This window comes from Vibrio hyugaensis (genome assembly GCF_002906655.1).
In the GTDB taxonomy this organism is placed as follows: domain Bacteria; phylum Pseudomonadota; class Gammaproteobacteria; order Enterobacterales; family Vibrionaceae; genus Vibrio; species Vibrio hyugaensis.
The window spans coordinates 2,789,045-2,809,530 of the sequence record NZ_CP025794.1; the positions used below are offsets into that span (position 1 = coordinate 2,789,045).

Annotated in this window: 20 protein-coding genes; 12 read left to right on the top strand and 8 right to left on the bottom strand. The window is 45.7% G+C overall.

The genetic code is table 11. From position 1 onward, the window contains the following. The first annotated feature begins 8 nt into the window (after positions 1–8). The 7 genes from C1S74_RS13870 to luxS all read left to right on the top strand — a co-directional run bounded on the left by C1S74_RS13870 (position 9) and on the right by luxS (position 8,511). On the top strand, positions 9–1,139 hold the full coding sequence (locus tag C1S74_RS13870) for a sodium ion-translocating decarboxylase subunit beta (protein WP_038870452.1): 1,131 nt from the start codon (positions 9–11) through the stop codon (positions 1,137–1,139). Between the two features lie 146 nt (positions 1,140–1,285). Beyond that, positions 1,286–2,236, top strand: coding sequence for an NADP-dependent oxidoreductase (locus tag C1S74_RS13875; RefSeq protein ID WP_045403757.1), 951 nt, complete (start codon positions 1,286–1,288; stop codon positions 2,234–2,236). After that, positions 2,230–2,691: a YqaA family protein gene (locus C1S74_RS13880; RefSeq protein ID WP_045403758.1), complete on the top strand. Its 462-nt coding sequence runs from the start codon at positions 2,230–2,232 to the stop codon at positions 2,689–2,691. The genes C1S74_RS13875 and C1S74_RS13880 overlap by 7 nt, the downstream gene beginning before the upstream one ends. A gap of 9 nt (positions 2,692–2,700) precedes the next feature. After that, positions 2,701–5,544: a M16 family metallopeptidase gene (locus C1S74_RS13885; protein WP_045403760.1), complete on the top strand. Its 2,844-nt coding sequence runs from the start codon at positions 2,701–2,703 to the stop codon at positions 5,542–5,544. A 163-nt stretch (positions 5,545–5,707) separates the two neighbouring features. Further along, the gene (gene gshA / locus C1S74_RS13890) at positions 5,708–7,276 is read left to right on the top strand and encodes a glutamate--cysteine ligase (protein ID WP_045403761.1); all 1,569 of its coding nucleotides are present in this window, start codon (positions 5,708–5,710) and stop codon (positions 7,274–7,276) included. A gap of 61 nt (positions 7,277–7,337) precedes the next feature. Continuing rightward, entirely contained in the window at positions 7,338–7,901 is a 564-nt protein-coding gene (locus C1S74_RS13895; RefSeq protein WP_045403763.1) for a transglycosylase SLT domain-containing protein, read from the top strand. A 91-nt stretch (positions 7,902–7,992) separates the two neighbouring features. After that, a complete protein-coding gene (gene luxS / locus C1S74_RS13900; RefSeq protein ID WP_038870464.1) occupies positions 7,993–8,511 on the top strand; it encodes an S-ribosylhomocysteine lyase in 519 nt (172 codons plus the stop codon). A gap of 93 nt (positions 8,512–8,604) precedes the next feature. On the opposite strand, the gene C1S74_RS13905 is transcribed toward luxS, so the two are convergent. Further along, positions 8,605–9,879: an HlyC/CorC family transporter gene (locus tag C1S74_RS13905; protein WP_038870466.1), complete on the bottom strand. Its 1,275-nt coding sequence runs from the start codon at positions 9,877–9,879 to the stop codon at positions 8,605–8,607. A 154-nt stretch (positions 9,880–10,033) separates the two neighbouring features. Continuing rightward, complete coding sequence (locus C1S74_RS13910) at positions 10,034–10,828, bottom strand: cytochrome C assembly family protein (RefSeq protein ID WP_045403765.1); 795 nt, start codon at positions 10,826–10,828, stop codon at positions 10,034–10,036. Positions 10,829–11,041: 213 nt separating this feature from the next. Here C1S74_RS13910 and ffh point away from each other — a divergent pair, with 213 nt between their 5' ends. The 5 genes from ffh to rplS all read left to right on the top strand — a co-directional run bounded on the left by ffh (position 11,042) and on the right by rplS (position 14,627). Further along, complete coding sequence (ffh, locus tag C1S74_RS13915; RefSeq protein ID WP_038870469.1) at positions 11,042–12,427, top strand: signal recognition particle protein; 1,386 nt, start codon at positions 11,042–11,044, stop codon at positions 12,425–12,427. A 210-nt stretch (positions 12,428–12,637) separates the two neighbouring features. Continuing rightward, positions 12,638–12,886, top strand: a complete 249-nt coding sequence (gene rpsP / locus C1S74_RS13920; protein ID WP_005438039.1) for a 30S ribosomal protein S16 — start codon at positions 12,638–12,640, stop codon at positions 12,884–12,886. 26 nt (positions 12,887–12,912) lie between these two features. Continuing rightward, the gene (rimM, locus tag C1S74_RS13925; protein ID WP_045403766.1) at positions 12,913–13,461 is read left to right on the top strand and encodes a ribosome maturation factor RimM; all 549 of its coding nucleotides are present in this window, start codon (positions 12,913–12,915) and stop codon (positions 13,459–13,461) included. 27 nt (positions 13,462–13,488) lie between these two features. Then, positions 13,489–14,232, top strand: coding sequence for a tRNA (guanosine(37)-N1)-methyltransferase TrmD (gene trmD, locus C1S74_RS13930; protein WP_038870473.1), 744 nt, complete (start codon positions 13,489–13,491; stop codon positions 14,230–14,232). 41 nt (positions 14,233–14,273) lie between these two features. Further along, on the top strand, positions 14,274–14,627 hold the full coding sequence (gene rplS / locus C1S74_RS13935; RefSeq protein ID WP_038870475.1) for a 50S ribosomal protein L19: 354 nt from the start codon (positions 14,274–14,276) through the stop codon (positions 14,625–14,627). Positions 14,628–14,961: 334 nt separating this feature from the next. On the opposite strand, the gene yacG is transcribed toward rplS, so the two are convergent. The 6 genes from yacG to pilB form a co-directional block, all read right to left on the bottom strand. Then, positions 14,962–15,156: a DNA gyrase inhibitor YacG gene (gene yacG, locus C1S74_RS13940; RefSeq protein WP_038870477.1), complete on the bottom strand. Its 195-nt coding sequence runs from the start codon at positions 15,154–15,156 to the stop codon at positions 14,962–14,964. 65 nt (positions 15,157–15,221) lie between these two features. Then, positions 15,222–15,962: a cell division protein ZapD gene (zapD, locus tag C1S74_RS13945; RefSeq protein ID WP_045404061.1), complete on the bottom strand. Its 741-nt coding sequence runs from the start codon at positions 15,960–15,962 to the stop codon at positions 15,222–15,224. 27 nt (positions 15,963–15,989) lie between these two features. Then, positions 15,990–16,604, bottom strand: coding sequence for a dephospho-CoA kinase (coaE, locus tag C1S74_RS13950; RefSeq protein ID WP_042603882.1), 615 nt, complete (start codon positions 16,602–16,604; stop codon positions 15,990–15,992). Next, positions 16,605–17,474 (bottom strand): prepilin peptidase, encoded by an 870-nt coding sequence (locus C1S74_RS13955; RefSeq protein ID WP_045403769.1) that lies wholly within the window; start codon positions 17,472–17,474, stop codon positions 16,605–16,607. It lies immediately after the preceding gene. A 71-nt stretch (positions 17,475–17,545) separates the two neighbouring features. After that, positions 17,546–18,769: a type II secretion system F family protein gene (locus C1S74_RS13960; RefSeq protein WP_045403771.1), complete on the bottom strand. Its 1,224-nt coding sequence runs from the start codon at positions 18,767–18,769 to the stop codon at positions 17,546–17,548. Positions 18,770–18,800: 31 nt separating this feature from the next. Further along, on the bottom strand, positions 18,801–20,486 hold the full coding sequence (pilB, locus tag C1S74_RS13965; protein ID WP_045403773.1) for a type IV-A pilus assembly ATPase PilB: 1,686 nt from the start codon (positions 20,484–20,486) through the stop codon (positions 18,801–18,803).

Below are 20,486 nucleotides of genomic sequence, written 5' to 3' on the forward strand. Positions count from 1 at the left end.
GGAGTATCATGGACGGATTGATGACCTTATGGTCAGAAACAGGGATCGCGAACTTTGAGTTCGGCCAAATCTGTATGATGTTGGTTGGCTGTGCACTGCTGTTTTTGGCGATCAAAAAAGGCTTTGAGCCATTGTTGCTATTGCCTATTGGTTTTGGTGCCATCTTGGCTAACATTCCAAATGCAGGCTTTACTGACCCAGGTGGCTTGCTTTACTACGTGTATTACATCGGGATCGAATCAGGTGTCTTCCCACTCTTGATCTTCATGGGTGTCGGTGCGATGACGGACTTTGGTGCCCTAATTGCGAACCCGAAAACGTTGTGGTTAGGGGCCGCTGCTCAGTTTGGTATTTTTGCGACACTATTTGGCGCGATTTTACTCAACTACGTTCCTGGTATGGAATTCTCCATGGCAGATGCATCGTCTATCGCCATCATTGGTGGTGCAGATGGACCTACGGCGATCTTCTTAGCAAGTAAGCTGTCTCCGGATCTACTTGGTGCGATCGCCGTTGCGGCATACAGCTACATGGCGTTGGTGCCGATTATCCAGCCACCGATCATGAAAGCACTTACGACCAAAGAAGAGCGTCAAATTAAGATGGCTCAACTGCGTCACGTCGGTAAGTGGGAAAAAGTACTGTTCCCACTTGCTGTGTTGCTGATGACAATTCTGTTCCTGCCATCGGCTACACCTTTGGTTGGTATGTTCTGTTTAGGCAACTTGATGCGTGAAGCGGGTGTGGTGGATCGTTTATCCAAAACCGCTCAAAACGAGCTGATCAACATCGTGACCATCTTCTTAGGTCTTGGTGTCGGCTCTAAACTGCAAGCTGAACAGTTCTTGAATCTAGAAACACTTGGCATTCTGGGTTTAGGCGCAGTGGCATTCAGTATCGGTACTGGTGCAGGTGTTCTGATGGCGAAGCTTCTCAACAAGTTCTCGAAAGAAGACATCAACCCACTTATCGGTGCTGCGGGTGTTTCTGCGGTACCAATGGCAGCTCGTGTTGTGAACAAAGTTGGCTTAGAAGCGAACCCACAAAACTTCCTGTTGATGCATGCGATGGGACCAAACGTAGCCGGAGTGCTTGGTTCCGCAGTTGCGGCTGGTATCTTGCTAGCGCTGGTAGGCTAATCGTCTTGTTCGATTTTTGGTGGATACGCTACGACATAGAATTATCCACCAATTTACAAATTGACGATTAACTTCGGTAAACAAAATGGTTTATAGTCAAAGGGATGCTTTCGCATCCCTTTTTGTTTTCTCGCAGGGAATGGGCTATGGAACACAAACAGATAGTGATTACTAAGTTTGGCGATGCAGATGTTCTCGCCATTCAAACCGCACCAACACCCTCACCTCAAAAGGGTGAAATCCTCATAAAAGTCGCCTATTCAGGCATTAATCCCATCGATGTGAAAACGCGCGCGGGGTTAGGTTGGGCGGCCGCACAAAATAAAGATAACCTTCCTTGGGTTCCGGGGTATGACGTTTCTGGCAAAGTGGCGTCTTGTGGTGAAGGGACGTCACGTTTTGAAGTCGGGGACGAGGTTGCTGGCTTCATTGGATTTCCAACTCGTGGTGGTGGTTACAGCCAATACCTTTGTGTTCCTGAATCAGCTCTTAGCCGCATTCCCAATTCAGTGACTTTAGAAGCTGCCGCTGCGCTTCCTCTGGCAGGGCAAACGGCGGCTCAAGCACTTAGCAAAGCGAATGTGACGGAAGGTGATCGCGTTTTAATTCTTGCTGGCGCTGGTGGTGTTGGGCATTTAGCCGTACAAATCGCCGTCGCGACAAAAGCGGAAGTCTTTACGACGTGCAGTGAGCGGAATTTAGACTATCTCGCGACACTTGGAGCACATGCAGTGAACTATCAATTTGCGCCAGTGTCAGAACGTGTTGAAGATGTGGATGTTTTGATCGATCTTGTCGGTGGTGATGTCGCTTTAGATGCTCTGAAATGCCTGACTGATAACGCCCGAGTGATCACCGTTCCGACCATAACGGCTGAGTTGATTTGTGAGAAAGCAAAACTGCTTGGTTTTGATGCCAGTGGCATGCTGGTGGAGCCGGATCGTGAACAGCTCGACACCTTACTTTATATGGTGGGGGTTGGCCTGCTAAAAACAGAAATTCAACATGTTTATCCGATGAGCGAGGTTGTGGATGCCCACAGGCAAGTTGAATCCGGACGGACACGAGGCAAGGTATTGCTTGATATGACATGCTAGAGGCATTTAATGCTGCCTTTGAAAACTTAGCACTATGGTTTTCTGACTCCGCATTATGGGTGTTGTTCATTACTGGATTTCTTAGCGCGACCCTCTTGCCGGGGGGCTCTGAAGCTGGATTGATCGCGACCCTCTCGTTAAATCAGTATTCCGTTACTTCCATCATTATTGTCGCCACGATTGGTAATACGCTTGGTGGATTGACCAACTATTGGCTTGGGCTTTGGATTCCAAATAAGACAAAAGATGAAAAACACGGCCATACGGCACTTAAGTGGCTGTCTAAGTATGGATATTGGGGATTGTTCTTTAGCTGGTTGCCTGTGATTGGTGACCCGCTATGTTTAGCGGCAGGATGGTTAAGGATGAAATTTCTGCCGTGTGTGGTTTTGATATTTTTAGGCAAAGCAGCAAGGTACTCCTTGTTAGCCGCCATTTATCTCGGTTTATTTTAAGGAAAGCGCATGAGAATGTTTTGGGTAAGCGCGTGTTCACTGTTGGTGATCACGGGCTGTGCATCAAACGCCCCAGTATCATCATTGCCTGATGGGGTTACTTTCGTTGAAGCGTCGAAAGCGGAAGAAGGCAAAGTTAAAATTCCATACCAGAAGTATCAACTAGACAACGGTTTAACGGTGATTCTGGCACCAGAGGACTCCGATCCACTTGTGCACGTTGATGTGACATACCATGTTGGTTCAGCACGAGAAGAAATTGGTAAATCTGGTTTTGCTCACTTCTTCGAACACATGATGTTCCAAGGTTCAGAGAACGTTGGTGACCAACAACATTTTAAGATCATTACTGAAGCGGGTGGTACTTTAAATGGTACAACTAACCGTGATCGCACCAACTACTTTGAAACTGTCCCTGCTAACCAACTTGAGAAAATGCTGTGGTTAGAATCGGATCGTATGGGCTTTTTGCTTGATGCCGTTTCGCAACACAAGTTCGAGATCCAGCGCTCAACAGTAAAAAATGAACGAGCCCAGCGCTACGACAACCGTCCGTATGGTTTGATTTGGGAGCGTATGGCTGAAGCGCTTTATCCTGAAGGTCATCCATATTCATGGCAAACCATTGGCTATGTGGAAGATCTCGATCGTGTTGACGTGAACGATCTGAAAGCCTTCTTCTTGCGTTGGTACGGTCCAAACAATGCCGTGGTGACTATTGGTGGTGATATTGATGTTGAACAGACGCTTGAGTGGGTGAACAAATACTTTGGCTCTATCCCTCGCGGCCCTGAAGTCGATAATGCGCCGAAACAACCAGCGAAGCTGGCAGAGAGTAAGTTCATCACGCTGGAGGACCGAATCCAACAGCCAATGGTAATGATTGCTTGGCCAACCACTTACAGCGGTGAAGCAAGCCAAACTTCGTTAGACACACTTTCTAGCGTATTAGGCAGCGGCACCAACAGTGTGCTCTACCAAGATTTAGTGAAGACACAAAAAGCAGTGGATGCGGGCGCATTCCATGATTGTGCTGAGCTGTCTTGTAACTTCTATGTTTACGCGATGGGCGATTCCGGTGACAAAGGGGACCTGTCCAAGCTTTATGATGAATTAATGGCATCGCTGAACAAATTTGCGAAAGATGGCGTGACAAAAGACCGTCTTGACCAACTAAAAGGTCAAGAAGAAGCGAATGCGATCTTTGCGCTGGAAAGCGTTAAAGGCAAGGTGACGCAACTTGCTTCCAACCAAACGTTCTTTGGCCAGCCTGATTTGATTGAGAAACAGCTTGAGCAGATCCGTGCAGTAACACCAGAATCAGTAGAAAAAGCTTACAGTGATTTTATCCAAGGGAAGAACAAAGTTACTTTGAGTGTGGTACCAAGAGGGAAAACAGAATTGGCAGTGAAACCTGCTACGTTTGTCACCCCCAAACGCACATTACCTGAATACCAAAAGATCACAGATGACCAGTTAGCCTACCGTCGTGCGACTGACAACTTCGATCGTTCTGTTCAGCCTCCGGTTGGTGCTCCAGTCGAAGTAACCATGCCCAAGCTTTACGACATCCATTTCAATAATGGTTCAGAGTTACTTGGTACGGTGAGCAATGAAACGCCAACCATGATGATGCAGTTCAGTCTCCCCGCAGGGACGCGTTTTGTTGAAGAAGGCAAGGAAGGTCTGGCACAGCTGACCGCAGCGATGCTGCAAGAAGGCACAACGCAACACAGTGTGGAAGAGATTCAAGCAGAGCTTGATAAACTAGGTAGTGTTATCTCTGTTGATGCGACGGGCTATACGACTGACATCAGTGTGTCCTCACTAGAGAAAAACCTAGCACCAACACTCAAGATTGTTGAAGAGATGTTGTTGTCGCCTGCATTTAAAGAAGAAGACTTTGAACGAGTGAAAATGCAAGCGTTAGAGGGCTTAGTTTACGAACATCAAAAACCAAGCTGGATGGCCGCGCAAGCCAGTCGCCAAGTTTTGTACGGTGATTCAACTTTTGCTCGTCCAAAAGAAGGCACCAAAGCCGGAGTAAAGGCGCTAACACTAGACGATGTTCGAGACTTCTATGCGAAGCACTATACACCGCAAGGAGCGCAGATCATTGCGGTGGGCGATATCAATAAAGCAGACGTAGAAAAACAACTGACGTTTTGGTCTAACTGGAAAGCGGAAGCTGCACCGTTGTATTCTCCGCAAAAAGTAACCCCTTTGGGTAAGCAACAAATTCACCTAGTGGATAAGCCTGGAGCGCCACAAAGTGTCGTGATGCTCGTACGCCAAGGTATGCCTTACGATGCGACTGGTGATTTTTACCTAGGTCAGCTAGCGAACTTTAATCTGGCGGGTAACTTCAATAGCCGTATCAACCAAAACCTTCGTGAAGACAAAGGCTACACTTATGGTGCCTATGGTTATTTCTCCGGTAATGCGGAAACTGGCTCGGTTGTTTTCACTGCACAAGTGCGTGCGGATTCAACGGTTGCGTCTATTATCGAGATGGAGAATGAGTTGAACGAGTTCTCACAATCGGGCATGACTGACGATGAATTGAAATTTATGCGCCAAGCGGTCGGTCAAAAAGATGCGCTGAAATATGAGACGCCAACACAGAAAGCGAAACTCATCAGTGATATTTTGAAATACGACTTAGATAAAGACTATTTACAGCAACGAAACGCTATTGTTGAGAAAGTTGATAAGCAGACTCTCAATGCTCTAGCCGGAAAATGGTTTGACCCGAACGACTATCAAATCGTGGTTGTCGGGGATGCAAAATCCCTTCGCCCTCAACTAGAAAAGTTAGGGAAAGACGTGGAAGAGCTTGAAATCATTCGATAGAGTACACATTTAATAGCGGAGAGGAGACTCTCCGCTATTCGTTTCTAACTAGATAAATGACTTTTTGATGGGTTATTTATCTAGATGGATTATATATCAATAACTTAGCTTTCACTTGCCACGCTTGGCGAGTGTCCTGCTCCCAATATAAGCGAACCTCATTTTGACTGATTTTGCTGCGCGACTAAAACAAGTTGCATCAAACCCAGAAGTATTTAAGCAGTTTGGACGCGGTGTTGAGCGAGAAACTTTGCGCTATCGTCAGGATGGACACCTAGCAACAACACCTCATCCAGAGGGTTTGGGCTCAGCGTTCACAAACAAATGGATCACGACAGACTTTTCAGAATCTCTACTGGAATTCATTACGCCTGTATCACATGAGATCCCTGAATTGATCGGGCAGTTGAAAGACATCCATCACTTCACTCAAACCAAAATGGGTGAAGAGAAAATGTGGCCACTTTCGATGCCATGCTATGTAGGCACTGAAGATGATATTCAGCTAGCTCAATATGGCTCATCAAACTCAGCAAAAATGAAAACGCTTTACCGTGAAGGTTTAAAACGCCGCTACGGTAGCTTAATGCAAATTATCTCGGGGGTGCACTTCAACTTCTCTTTCCCTGAATCGTTCTGGGATGCGCTGCATGGAGAGCAAGATGAAGAAGCTCGTCAAGAAACAAAATCCGCAGCGTACTTTGCTCTAATCCGTAACTACTATCGCTTTGGTTGGATGATCCCGTATTTCTTTGGTGCGTCACCAGCATTGTGTGGTTCGTTCATTCAAGGACGTGAAACTGACCTGCCATTTGAGAAAATTGGCGGGACGCTTTTCCTACCAAAAGCAACCTCTCTGCGTCTGAGTGATCTCGGTTACACCAACAGCGCGCAAAGCGTGCTTAAGATTGGCTTTAACAGCATTGAACAGTATCTTGAAGGCTTAAGTGACGCTATTCGTCGTCCATCGGATGAGTTTGCAGAAATTGGTGTGAAAGTGGATGGCGAATACCGTCAATTGAACTCAAACATTCTGCAAATTGAGAACGAGCTATACGCTCCAATTCGCCCTAAGCGTGTAACGCAAAGTGGTGAAAAACCATCTGAAGCTCTGACACGAGCGGGTGTTGAATACATTGAAGTCCGTTCTTTAGACGTAAACCCATTCAGTGCGGTTGGCGTGAGTGAGGAACAAGTTCGATTCTTGGACCTATTCCTAACATGGGCAGCGCTTTCTGACTCTGACCCTATGGATAACTGCGAGCTTGAATGCTGGCGTGATAACTGGAACAAAGTTATTGTTTCTGGTCGTGAGAAAGGTTTGATGCTGCAAATTGGTTGCCAAGGCGAACGTTTATCTCTGCAAGATTGGGCGCACAGTGTATTCGCTGATCTTCGTCAGATTGCGGTTGAAATGGACACCGCGACTGGTGGCAATGCGTACCAAGCGGTTTGCGACAAACTGGAGTCTTGGATTGATGAGCCTGAGCTTACTATCTCTGGTCAATTGCTTGAGCTGACCAAAGAGCACGGCGGTTTGGGTAAAGTGGGTTGTGCGCTTGGTATGAAGTTCCGCGAAGAAAACCTAGCACATAGCTATGAGCAATACTCGGCAGATGCGATGGAAACTGAAGTCGCGACATCGGTAGAGAAACAAAAACAAGCAGAGCAAAGTGACACGTTATCCTTTGATGACTTCTTAGAAGATTACTTTGCTTATCTAAAACAATAATCAGCAGTAAGGGCAGGGATTGGACATTAAGCCGTTAGTGGTGTCTGTGCTTGGAAGCGTAATGTTAGCCGGTTGTGCGACAGCGCCCCCAAAGCAACAAGACAACCTATGTGAAATATTCCGAGAAAAATCTGGTTGGTATGAAGATGCCAAAGACATGGAAGAAGAGTGGGGTACGCCGATAAACGTGGCGATGGCGATCATCAAGCAAGAAAGTAGCTTTCGTCATGACGCTCGACCACCAAAGGATTACGTTCTCGGCTTTATTCCATGGGGGCGCGTAAGTAGCGCTTACGGTTATGCTCAAGCTCAAGACCCTGCTTGGGAAGATTTTCAAGATGCGACGGGTCAAGGTGGTTCACGTACTAACTTCGACGACTCAATGATGTTTGTCGGTTGGTACACCCATGAAACTCGTCGCCAATTGGGTATCTCGTTGTGGGATCCTTACAACCAGTACCTTGCGTATCATGAAGGACGTGGTGGATATAAACGCGGAACCTATAACAGCAAGCCAAGCTTGTTAAAGGTTGCAAGACGCGTTGAGCAAACCGCGAAGACTTATGGCTGGCAGCTGAAGCAATGTCGTCAGGAATTAGAAGACAACAGCAGCTGGTTCTTTTAACCCCCTAACGAATCCATCTTGGGCTGGGGGAATGAATAGAAATCAATGCCAATACTCTTAAGTATTGGTCGTTACAATCAGGAGAGATGTAATGCCTTTATTAGACAGTTTTACCGTAGACCACACTCGCATGAATGCACCTGCAGTACGAGTGGCTAAAACGATGCAAACCCCTAAAGGGGATACCATCACGGTATTCGACTTGCGCTTTACTGCCCCGAACAAAGACATCCTTTCTGAGCGAGGCATTCACACGCTAGAGCACTTGTATGCGGGCTTTATGCGCAATCATCTAAATGGTGAAAGTGTTGAGATTATTGATATTTCACCAATGGGCTGTCGTACAGGTTTTTACATGAGTCTAATCGGTACGCCTTCAGAGCAGCAAGTGGCTGACGCTTGGATTGCAGCAATGGAAGACGTATTGAAAGTAGAAAACCAAAACAAGATCCCTGAGCTGAACGAGTACCAATGTGGTACAGCTGCAATGCACTCTCTGGATGAAGCGAAGCAAATTGCAAAGAACATTCTAGAAGCGGGTGTTGCGGTGAATAAGAATGATGAGCTGGCACTACCAGAATCAATGCTGAAAGAGCTACGTATCGACTAACTTAGCTTTTCGTTCAGATAGCTGAAAACATAAGAGCCTGACAGTGTCAGGCTCTTTTTCTTTGCGATTTAAGGCGTGATATTTTGTTCACACTTAGCTGTTTTTCTTCAGCTTTGGATACACTTTTACAAGCTTGATACGGTTCTCTTCTACTTGAACGATTTCCATTGGGTGCCCAGAAACTTGCACACTCAAATGGCTTTGAGGAATATCTTCCAGATGTTCAAGGATCAAGCCATTGAGGGTTCTTGGTCCGTCAGTTGGCAGTTTCCACTTCAAACCTTTGTTGATGTCTCGAATATTTGCACTGCCCTCAATTAAGAAGCTACCATCACCTTGCGGTGTGATCTCTTCGGACAAGCTCGGTGCGATTGATGTGGTAAACTCACCGACGATCTCTTCCAGAATATCCTCTAACGTCACTAGTCCGTTAATGTCGCCATACTCATCGACAATCAAACCGATACGCTGTTTATTACGTTGAAACTTCAACATCTGTACGTTCAGTGGCGTGCCTTCAGGAATGTAGTACACCTCATCGGCTGCGCGTAGCAGTGTCTCTTTGTTGAACTCGTTCTTCTCTAGCATTAAGCGATAAGCTTCACGCAGACGAAGCATACCAACCACTTCATCAATCTGGTCACGGTACAGCACAATACGGCCATGAGGAGAGTGAGTCAGCTGACGAACGATAGATTTCCAATCGTCATTGATGTCGATGCCAGTGATCTCATTACGAGGCACCATGATGTCATTCACTGTGACGTGCTCTAGGTCCAAAATAGACACCAGCATGTCTTGGTGACGACGAGGAATGAGGCCGCCAGCTTCATTTACCACGGTACGCAACTCTTCTGAGCTAAGGTGGTCTTCTGTGGTGTGATCGGCTTTTACGCCGAGTAAACGGATAAAGCCGTTAGTAATAAAGTTCACCAACATGACGAGTGGTGACAGTACCTTCATTAAAATAGTAAGAAGGATGCTGCTCGCATAAGAGACTCGCTCCGGATAGAGCGATGCGATAGTTTTCGGTGTCACCTCTGCAAAAACCAGCACCACCATAGTGAGAGCACCAGTTGCAATTGCGACCCCTAAATCGCCATATAAACGCATACCTAAAATGGTTGCGATAGCGGAAGCGAGGATATTGACGAGGTTGTTGCCGATAAGGATCAGGCCAATAAGGCGATCTGGGCGGTCGAGAAGCTTTTCGACTCGCTTCGCCCCTTTATGCCCATTATTGGCTAAGTGCTTTAAGCGGTAACGGTTCAAAGACATCATCCCTGTTTCTGAACCGGAGAAGTAACCTGATATGACGATAAGACACGCGAGTAGCGCAAATAAGATACCCGTAGATATGTCGTCCAAAACGCAGCAGTTCCTTTTATGTGTTTGGTTAATTTATGACCGAGCTAGGTCATGAAGTCAATGGAATAAGGGGTACTCTATTTTATTTGCTCGGCAATATAAAGGATAAGGAGCACAAGGCTCCTTATTAATTGCATTTAATCGATGGAAAGTATCAACTTAAGATGATCTCTTTCACGAAGCGACTGCCAAAGTACGCCAAGGTCAACAAAGTCGCACCTGCAACCGCAAACCAAGTTACTTTTTTGCCTCGCCACCCTTTACGGTAGTGACCCCAAAGCAGAATTGAGTACACAACCCAAGCGATGAAAGAAAGGATTCCCTTGTGGGCCTTACCTTGAGCAAACATGTCTTGTACAAACACAAAACCAGTAATCAGCGTTGCCGTGAGCAACAAGTTACCAATCAAGATAATTTTGAATAGCTGACGCTCCACCATCATGAGTGGCGGTAAGTTTGGATTGATTGCGAGTGATTTTTTCGTTTTAAGCTTGTGATCAAGCCAAGCTAACTGGAGTGCGTAGAGTGCACCAATGGTCAACGTGGCGTAAGAGAAGAGTGCGAACGATATGTGAATAAGTAACTTAGGATCGTTTTCTAAATGTCTAATAAATGTGCTTGGTAAAAACGTTGCTGCAGATAAATTGATAGCAGCAAAACTGTATACCACGGGCAACAAGAACCATAAGCGATTCTTAAGCATTGCCACACTCATGACCAAAGAAATAATAAAACTTATTAGCGAAGCAACATTAAGAATACTGAGGTTTTGCCCTGAGCCGTCAAATATCAGGTCACTCAGAATCCAAGCATGAAAAACAAGCGCACATGCCGCACTGGCAAATACGGTTTTGACTTTGATTCCTGACTGCTGAGAGAGTCCAGGTATGATGGTCGCTATCGCCAAAACGTAAAGTATGGCGGCCGCGATGGCAATTAAGCTATCCATGAATCCTAAGAGTTATTGTGCACGATGCTAAAAATTATACCTTGCATTACTCTTTGGGGCTACGGTAGATCCTTCATCAATCACGAGAGATGAGATATTGAAATTAACAAGTTAGCCCTCAAGTTAATGATAAGAGCAGTGTTCGGGTATGACTGTGACGTTGGCTAAGGTATACTCACACTAATTAATCGCCATTTTAGCGAAGAGACAAAGATGTTTGAGAATTTAACGGATCGATTATCCAAAACGCTGAAAAATATCAGTGGCAAAGGTCGTCTGACCGAAGACAACATTAAAGAAACCCTACGTGAAGTGCGCATGGCGCTTTTGGAAGCGGACGTTGCCCTTCCTGTTGTGCGTGAGTTTGTTAACCGCGTTAAAGAAAAAGCGGTGGGCGTAGAAGTTTCTAAATCGCTGACTCCGGGTCAGGAATTCATCAAGATCGTTCAGGCAGAGCTTGAAGGTGTAATGGGTGAATCTAACGAAGCCCTAAATCTAGCAGCGCAGCCGCCAGCCGTTCTTTTAATGGCGGGCCTACAAGGTGCGGGTAAAACCACATCGGTAGGGAAGCTTTCTAAGCTTCTAAAAGAGCGTGATAAGAAGAAAGTCTTGGTTGTGTCGGCCGACGTTTACCGTCCTGCGGCAATCAAACAGCTAGAAACTCTAGCATCAGACATCGGCGTCGACTTCTTCCCATCGTCACCAGATCAAAAACCACTTGATATTGCGAATGCCGCGATCGACCACGCGAAGAAGAAATTCTATGACGTGCTTATTGTCGATACCGCAGGTCGTTTGGCTATCGATGAAGAAATGATGGGTGAGATTAAAGATCTTCACTCTGCTATTAACCCGGTCGAGACACTGTTCGTTGTTGATGCAATGACAGGTCAAGATGCGGCGAACACAGCGAAAGCATTCGGTGATGCGCTACCGCTAACCGGTGTGATTCTGACTAAAGTGGATGGTGATGCACGTGGTGGTGCGGCGCTATCGGTTCGTCATATCACGGGTAAGCCAATTAAATTCCTAGGTGTGGGTGAAAAAACTGACGCACTAGAACCATTCCACCCAGATCGTATTGCATCGCGTATTCTAGGCATGGGTGATGTACTGTCACTGATTGAAGACCTACAACGCAATGTCGACCAAGACAAAGCAGAAAAACTAGCGAAAAAGTTCAAAGAGAAGAAAGGTTTTGACCTTGAAGACTTCCGTGAGCAGCTAGGTCAAATGCAAAACATGGGTGGCATGATGGGTATGCTAGACAAATTGCCAGGTATGTCTCAATTGCCGTCAGACGTGAAAGACAAAGTTGATGACAAGATGTTCAAGCAAATGGAAGCGATCATCAGCTCAATGACAATGAAAGAACGTCAACGCCCAGAAATCATCAAAGGCTCACGTAAAAAACGTATCGCAGCAGGTTCGGGTGTTCAGGTACAAGACGTTAACCGTCTGCTTAAGCAGTTTACCCAAATGCAAAAGATGATGAAGAAAATGCAAAAGGGCGGCATGAAAGGCATGATGCGCAACATGCAAGGCATGATGGGCGGCGGTATGGGTGGAGGTGGTGGCTTCAATCCATTTGGTCGTTAAACGATTGCCTAGACTTTAGTTTCAGGGTGTTAGCTACATCACAAACTTGAATTTCAATTTATGTTGGTGAAAAAGTAACTAAATACCTTGCATTGCTTCGGGATAAGAGTAAAATTCCGGAGCTTTATTTTGGCACGAGACCCCAGATTGTTCAGCTTTATGGATGATTATTGGGGTTAATTTTATTTTTGAGAAAGCAAAGAGGACGACATGGTAACCATTCGTTTGGCACGTCACGGCGCTAAAAAGCGTCCATTTTATCAAATCGTAGTAGCGGACAGCCGCAACGCTGCAACTGGCCGTTTCATCGAGAAAGTTGGTTTCTTCAACCCAACTGCTAAAGGTCAAGAAGAAGGTCTACGTCTAGACCTAGACCGCGTTAACCATTGGGTTGGTCAAGGCGCGTCTCTATCTGACCGCGTTGCTAAGCTAGTTAAAGACGCTCAAAAAGCGGCTTAATTCTTTTAAGAAGTAGAAACTAGTTTATGTCGATGAAAGGTAAAGAAGCGATGAGCAACGAGAAGATTGTTGTAGGCAAGTTTGGTGCTACTTACGGCATTCGTGGTTGGCTTAAAGTTTTTTCCTACACAGACAATGCTGAAAGCATTTTCGATTACAGCCCTTGGTTTGTTAACCAAAAGGGTACGTGGGTTGAGTACAAAGTAGAAAGCTGGAAGCGTCATGGTCAAGGCTATGTATGCAAGCTAGCAGGGTTGGACGTTCGCGAAGACGCGCAGCTGATGACCAACTTTGAAATTGCTATTGACCCTGCGGTACTACCTGAATTGTCAGAAGAAGAATTCTACTGGCGTGAATTGTTTGGGATGCAAGTGGTAACCACTAAAGGTTACGATCTGGGTGTCGTTAATGACATTCTAGAAACTGGCTCAAACGATGTTCTGGTTGTTAAAGCAAATCTAAAAGATGCTTTCGGGCAGAAGGAACGATTAATCCCGTTCCTTGAAGAGCAAGTGATCATTAAAGTTGATCGCACAGCTCAACGGATCGAAGTTGACTGGGATCCTGGATTCTAATCTCCAAAATTACAGAGCGAGATAAACATGTGGGTTGGCGTTATTAGCCTTTTTCCTGAAATGTTCCGTTCTGTTACTGAATTTGGAGTAACAGGTCAAGCGGTTAAAAAAGGTCTTTTGTCGATTGAGACTTGGAATCCTCGAGATTTCACTCACGACAAACATCGCACTGTCGATGACCGACCTTACGGTGGTGGTCCTGGTATGTTAATGATGGTTCAGCCTTTGCGCGATGCCATTCATACCGCGAAAGCAGCCTCACCGGGTAAGACGAAAGTCATTTACCTTTCTCCTCAAGGTCGCAAGCTCGACCAAAAGGGAGTGGAAGAACTGGCAACGAATGAGAATTTACTTCTGATTTGTGGCCGTTACGAAGGGGTAGATGAGCGTATCATTCAATCTGAAGTCGACGAAGAATGGTCGATTGGAGATTTTGTGATGACGGGTGGTGAAATACCAGCCATGACACTGATCGATTCAGTCTCTCGGTTTGTTCCGGGTGTACTAGGCGATTTTGCGTCAGCAGAAGAAGATTCTTTTGCAAATGGTTTGTTAGATTGCCCTCACTATACGCGTCCTGAAATGTTGGATGATAAAGAAGTGCCAGCGGTACTGATGTCAGGCAACCATAAGGATATTCGTCAATGGCGACTAAAACAGTCGCTGGGCCGAACTTGGCTAAGAAGACCAGAGCTCCTGGAAAACCTAGCTCTGACTGACGAACAGGAACAATTACTTGCTGAGTTCATTACTGAACATAACGCAAAGTAACCTAATTTATTTAGTATCAGTTTATTCTAGGAATTTAAAAAATGAGTAACATCATCAAAGCTCTTGAAGAAGAGCAAATGAAATCAGACCTGCCTAAATTTGCACCAGGTGACACTGTTGTAGTTCAGGTTAAAGTTAAAGAAGGTGAGCGTGAGCGTCTACAGGCTTTCGAAGGCGTTGTAATCGCAATCCGTAACCGTGGTCTACACTCTGCTTTCACTGTACGTAAGATCTCTAACGGTGAAGGTGTTGAGCGTACGTTCCAAACACACTCTCCAATCGTTGATAGCATCGAAGTTAAACGCCGTGGTGCAGTACGTCGTGCCAAGTTGTACTACCTACGTGAGCGTTCTGGTAAGTCTGCTCGTATCAAAGAGAAACTTGCTAAGAAGTAATGCTATAACTAGCGTTCTCATAGTAAACGGAGCCTAATTGGGCTCCGTTTTTTTATGCGTGGAAAAAGATGCTGCGCTTAGGGAACGGACTTTGTCCTTCGAGAATCGGGAACGCTACGAGATTCGAGAGCGCTTCGCTTTAGGAACCGAGAGATGTTGTTGAAGGGCTAGTGCAAGAAGTATGGCCTCGAAAGGTTGTTGGCAGAGCTTGTCCTTAGAAAGACAAAATGAACCGAATCCCGAAAAATAATAAGGGCTGATGTTTTCACATCAACCCCTCTCTCTATTCTCGAAGTGTAGAGTTTTCGTTTCTCGACTCTAGCCTCTCAATTCTTTAGTACTGGTCTTCAGACCATCCATCGCTATCCGACATATCCGGTGCGCCAGCAATGGCGTTTTCTTCGTCAGCCCATTCGCCAAAATCAATCATTTGGCATTTCTTGCTACAAAAAGGGCGGTGAGGGCTTTGCTCTCCCCATTCTACGTCTGCACCGCATTGTGGGCATGGCACGATAGTAATTTTAGACATGATTAAAGAGTCCCATTATGTTGAGGTGTCAAAGGGGGGTATAGAAATAATAGTGTGCGTTGGTTTTAGCTACAAACCGCGAGTTCAAACTCAACGTCTTGCGTGCAAGCTTGTCCACTTTCAAACGACATAAACTTAATCGCAAAGCGGTTCTTATGCCCCGAAATCATCGGATAGACGCCATATTCCATAGGGATGTGTAAACGAAGGATATTCGCTTCATCAGCGTCGCTTTGGAAGAAGCCTGCACGAGCGATTTGTGCTTTAAAGTGGCCTGTTTCGCGAGTCAGTTTTAGCCACAAAGCGAGTGCATCGGACAACGGCTTTAAGCTCTCTTGCCATTGGGCTGCATCGTGCTTTTTGCGCTCGATAGGAAGGTGTAACCAATAATGCAAGGCTGGCAAATCAAAACAGCAAGAACCACCAGGAAGATTAAAGCGCTGGCGAATTGAGCTTAAAAAGCGATCTTCTTTCAACGCTTGGCCGAAACGTTCAGCAGCCATCAGTTGGCTATGAACCACATCGATCTCTTTTAGTAGCTCACTTAACGCTTGCTGATCGACGCCTTCAACGTTCAGCCAATTTCGGTAGGCCAAACGTTGTTTCTCAAGATCTTTTGCCAACTCACTTTTCAATTGAATCTGCTCAAAGATTTCAACCATGTCGAAAAGCGCACGGAAGAACAACTGATATTGGTGATTATCGGCAAAACCAGAAGCTAGGTGAGCCTGACGCAGCAAAGACTCAACTCTCAGATAGATGCGAGTTTTCTCATTTAACGGATGTTCAAATTTGTGCGTGGTCATCGACATAAGCCTTGGTGAGTTTCATTCCTATTTTCGCAGATTTTTCTTACACATGGCTAGGTACTTTTCGTGTAAATCTGTGATTTGAAGCAAAAGATCAGGGTCGTTTGGGTTATTTCTCACCACATCATTCGCAATCGCGAGTCTTTGCGCTTGTGTTGCTTGTGAGGCTAAGATCGCACGAGCTTGATCTTCACTTACATTATCACGTTTTACCGTTCTTGCGATTTGAGTTTCCGGTTCAACATCAACCACAAGGACTCGATCACACAGGCTATCAAGCTTGTTTTCGATTAAGAGCGGGACAACCAGTAGCGCATACTCGGACTCCACTTGCTCTAAATCTTCGATCATTTTTTCGCGGATCATCGGATGTAGTAGGGCGTTTAGCCACGCTTTCTCGTCCGGATTAGAGAAAATTTGCTCTCTTAATTTTGCTCTATCAAGGCTTTGGTCTTCTCGCACAATATCAATGCCAAAATGTTCAATGATCGCATTGAGTCCAGTAGAGCCCGGTTCTACGACTTCGCGGGCTACAATATCCGCGTCAACAACGTCTATTTTGAATTGCTGTTTGAATAAGTTTGCAACGGTGGTTTTGCCGCTTGCAATGCCGCCTGTTAGGCCAATAACAAAAGCCATTTACACTCCTAGAATCGACGTGAAGTACCAGTTTAGAATCTGGTTACCCCAAATAAGGCTCACCCAACCTGCAATCGCAAGGTAAGGGCCAAAGGGGAACGCTTTTTCGATACCCTGTTTTTGTAAACGCAGTTGTATCAGGCCGAAAATAACGCCCACAACCGACGACAGTAAAATGATCATCGGCAGTGATTGCCAGCCTAACCATGCACCAAGGGCAGCAAGCAGTTTGAAGTCACCATAGCCCATGCCCTCTTTGCCCGTCAGAAGCTTGAATACCCAGTAAACACTCCAAAGACACAAGTAACCAGCCATCGCGCCAATGATGGCGTCTTGTAGGTTAACAGGACTAATGCCAGACAATGCAAGTGCAATACCTGCCCACATTAATGGCAGTGTTAGTTGGTCTGGTAGCAACATAGTATCGAGGTCGATAAACGTGGCAGCAATCAATACAAAGGTAAAGAAAACCAGCGCAACAGTGAAGTAACTAAAACCGAAGTGAAACGCGATAAAACCCGAACCAAAAGCAGTAAGCAATTCGATGAGAGGGTAGCGAGCACTAATCGAGGATTTACAGTTATGGCATTTGCCTTTCAGAAGCAGCCAGCTAATGACAGGAATGTTGTCACGAATGCGGATCGGCGTTCCGCACTGTTGGCAGGAAGAACGAGGGACACTTAAGGTCAGTGTTTCCTTCGGTGCTTCAATTTTGTATTCAGGGAATGATTCAGCGCACTCGCGTCGCCATTCTAGTTCCATGATCTTGGGTAAACGGTAAATAACCACGTTGAGGAAACTACCCACGATCAAACCAAAAATTGTGGCAAATACAACGAATAGCCATGGGTAGTACTGGAATACTTCCATATCTGTCTCTTGAACGATGAATCAAATAGCAAAGTGCTGTTTTGATGGGATTAATTTGCTAAAGCAACATTCTATCCCAATACGTTCATTAAGTTAAAGATTGGTAAGTACATTGCTGTGACCAATCCGCCAACGACGACCCCAAGAAAAACAATGATCAACGGCTCTAAAATTTTGCTCAGATTGTCGACGGTGTTATCCACTTCAAACTCATAGATCGCGGCAATTTTGTTGAGCATATCGTCTAAACGTCCGGATTCTTCACCGATCATTACCATTTGCAGCACCAATTCTGGGAATACGTTGCAATTGCGCATTGCGATGTACATTGGCATACCCGCTGCGGTATCTCGGTAGACCTCTTCGATGGCAAGTTGATAATGCATATTACCGGATGTTTTAGAGGTGGTTTTTAAGCTTGTCAAAATGGGGATACCGGCGGTAAAACTGGTTGCAAGAGTACGGCTGAATTTCGCAATCGCCGCTTTGGATAAGACGGGACCGAGTATCGGAAATCTTAAGCTCGATCGGGCCAGCAATAATCGGAAAGAGTCCGAACGTTTAGCCATGATACGGGAGGAAATAAACAAGCTTAATGCACTGAGCCCAATAAAAGGCCCCCAATTTTGTGTCCATGCCGAAAGATTTAAGACCATTTGAGTAAATGCAGGCAGATCGGCGCCAAAGCCAACAAACATTTTTTCGAACTCAGGTATCACTTTGGTGAGCATGAGGTAGGAGACCCCTAGCGCGACCAAAACAACCATCGCCGGATAGATGAGTGCTTTGATGACTTTTGCTTTCAATTGTTCGCTTTTTTCTCGGTAAGTCGCTAGACGTTCAAATACCTGAGGTAAGTTACCGGACTGCTCACCGGTTGCGATTAAATCAGTATAGAGTGGATCAAAATGCGTGCTGGCGGTTCGCATGGCTTTGGACATCGGCGTACCTGCTTCTACTGCTCGTGTTACGCTCATCAGTATTGACTTCATCTCAGCTTTTCTATGGTTTTCTGAGACAAGCTTCAGAGCTTGAACGATGGGAACGCCGGTCATTAACATGGTAGCGATTTGACGGGTAAATACCGTAATGTCTTTGCCTTTGACTCGATGACTCAGTTTCGTGATAAAAGAAATACTGCCTTTCTTAAGCTTCTTAATTTTGATGTGTTGAGCATCCAGGCGTTCTCGCACTTCAATTTCTGTCATGGCTAACACTTGTCCGGAGGTTTTCTTCCCTGAGCTGTTCGTGCCTTTCCAGCGGAAACTTTTAAGTTGTGGGGCGTTAGTTTTCATAGAATCGATGACTGCCTAATAAACGTAAAGATCAGAAGTAGAGAACGCGTTGTAATTCGCTAAAGCTGGTAATGCCTTGTTTAAGTTTTTCTATACCGGACATTTGTAAGGTGTGCATGCCGTTTTTGATAGCAAGTTTTTCTAACTCATGAACGGATGCGCCTTTGATTAGTGCTTCGGAAAGCGTCTCGTCAAAGCGCATCACTTCATAAATGCCGGTTCGACCAGAATAACCTTGGGTACATTCGTTACAGCCATCTGGGTTCGCTTGAAAGATGTTTTCCGTGGAGTGGATGCCAATATGTTGCAGTTGTGCATTCGGCTCTTGAGGTTGTTTGCACTGAGGGCATAGTTTTCTTGCCAAGCGTTGAGCGATGATCAAGCTCAATGATGAAGCAAGGTTAAAGCTCTCAACCCCCATATTGGATAAGCGAATCACGGTTTCAGCGGCAGAGTTGGTGTGCAGAGTAGACAGAACTAAGTGGCCAGTTTGTGAGGCTTTAATGGCGATTTCTGCCGTGTCTAGATCGCGGATCTCACCCACCATGACCACATCAGGATCCTGACGTAAGAAAGAACGAAGTGCTTCAGAAAAACCAAAGCCAATTTTGGGCTGGACTTGCACTTGGTTGATGCCAGGCAGGTTAATTTCAACGGGGTCTTCTGCAGTAGAGATATTGATCTCTGTTTTGTTTAGAAGACTTAAGCCTGTATAGAGCGAGACGGTTTTGCCACTTCCCGTCGGGCCTGTCATTAAAATCATGCCTTGTGGCCGTTTTAACGCATTTAGATAAAGTTGCTTCTGCTCATCGCTGTAACCCAAGCGGTCAATATTTAGTGAGGCGGAGCTGCTGTCGAGCAAACGCAGTACTATTTTTTCGCCAAATAGCGTTGGTAGTGTCGATACGCGCATATCGATCGCAGTATCTTGGTTTAGCTTAAGCTTGATACGACCATCTTGCGGTAAGCGTCGTTCGGCGATATCGAGTTTGGATAAGATTTTAATACGCGCCGATAAACGGCGACTTAAATGACTTGGTGGTTGTTGGCTTTCAACGAGAATTCCATCACAACGTAAGCGCACTCGATACATGTTTTCGTAGGGTTCAAAGTGAATATCCGAAGCGCCTTTACGCACGGCATCCAACAAAATCTGATTAATGTAACGACTGACAGGTGCTTCGTCTTGGCTGAGATCTTCGATGTTGTCGATTTCATCTGCACCAATATCAACCAGACCTGCTAGTTCATCTTGGTTGATCTCTTTTAATCCGGACTTTTCCTGTCCTAGTGCTCGACCATATAAGCGCCTAATTGCCGCACTGAGTTCACGAAAATCCGCAAGAACAAGCTCAACCTGTAGTCCTGTCGCAAAACGAAAGTCGTCTTCAGCTTGGAGATTAGTAGGATCAGCCACCGCCAAGATCAAAGTCGAAGAACTGCGATTGATCGGCAGAGCATTATGGCGAGTGATTAGATCACGTAAGCCCAGCGTTTGGCAGAGCGAAGCGTATTCGTACTGATTGAGAGAGGTGCAAGAAAGCCCAAAGACAGAGCTTAAGTGTTCCGTCAATTCATGAGATTGGAAAAAGCCAGAACTGAGTAAAGCCTCCGGCATCGAAATGCCAGAAGCTTTTGCTTGCTCAAGTAACGATTCTTCTTGTGAGAAGGTCAGTATTCCCGCTTGACGAAGAACCGTTGAGAGGTTTGTTAGCAT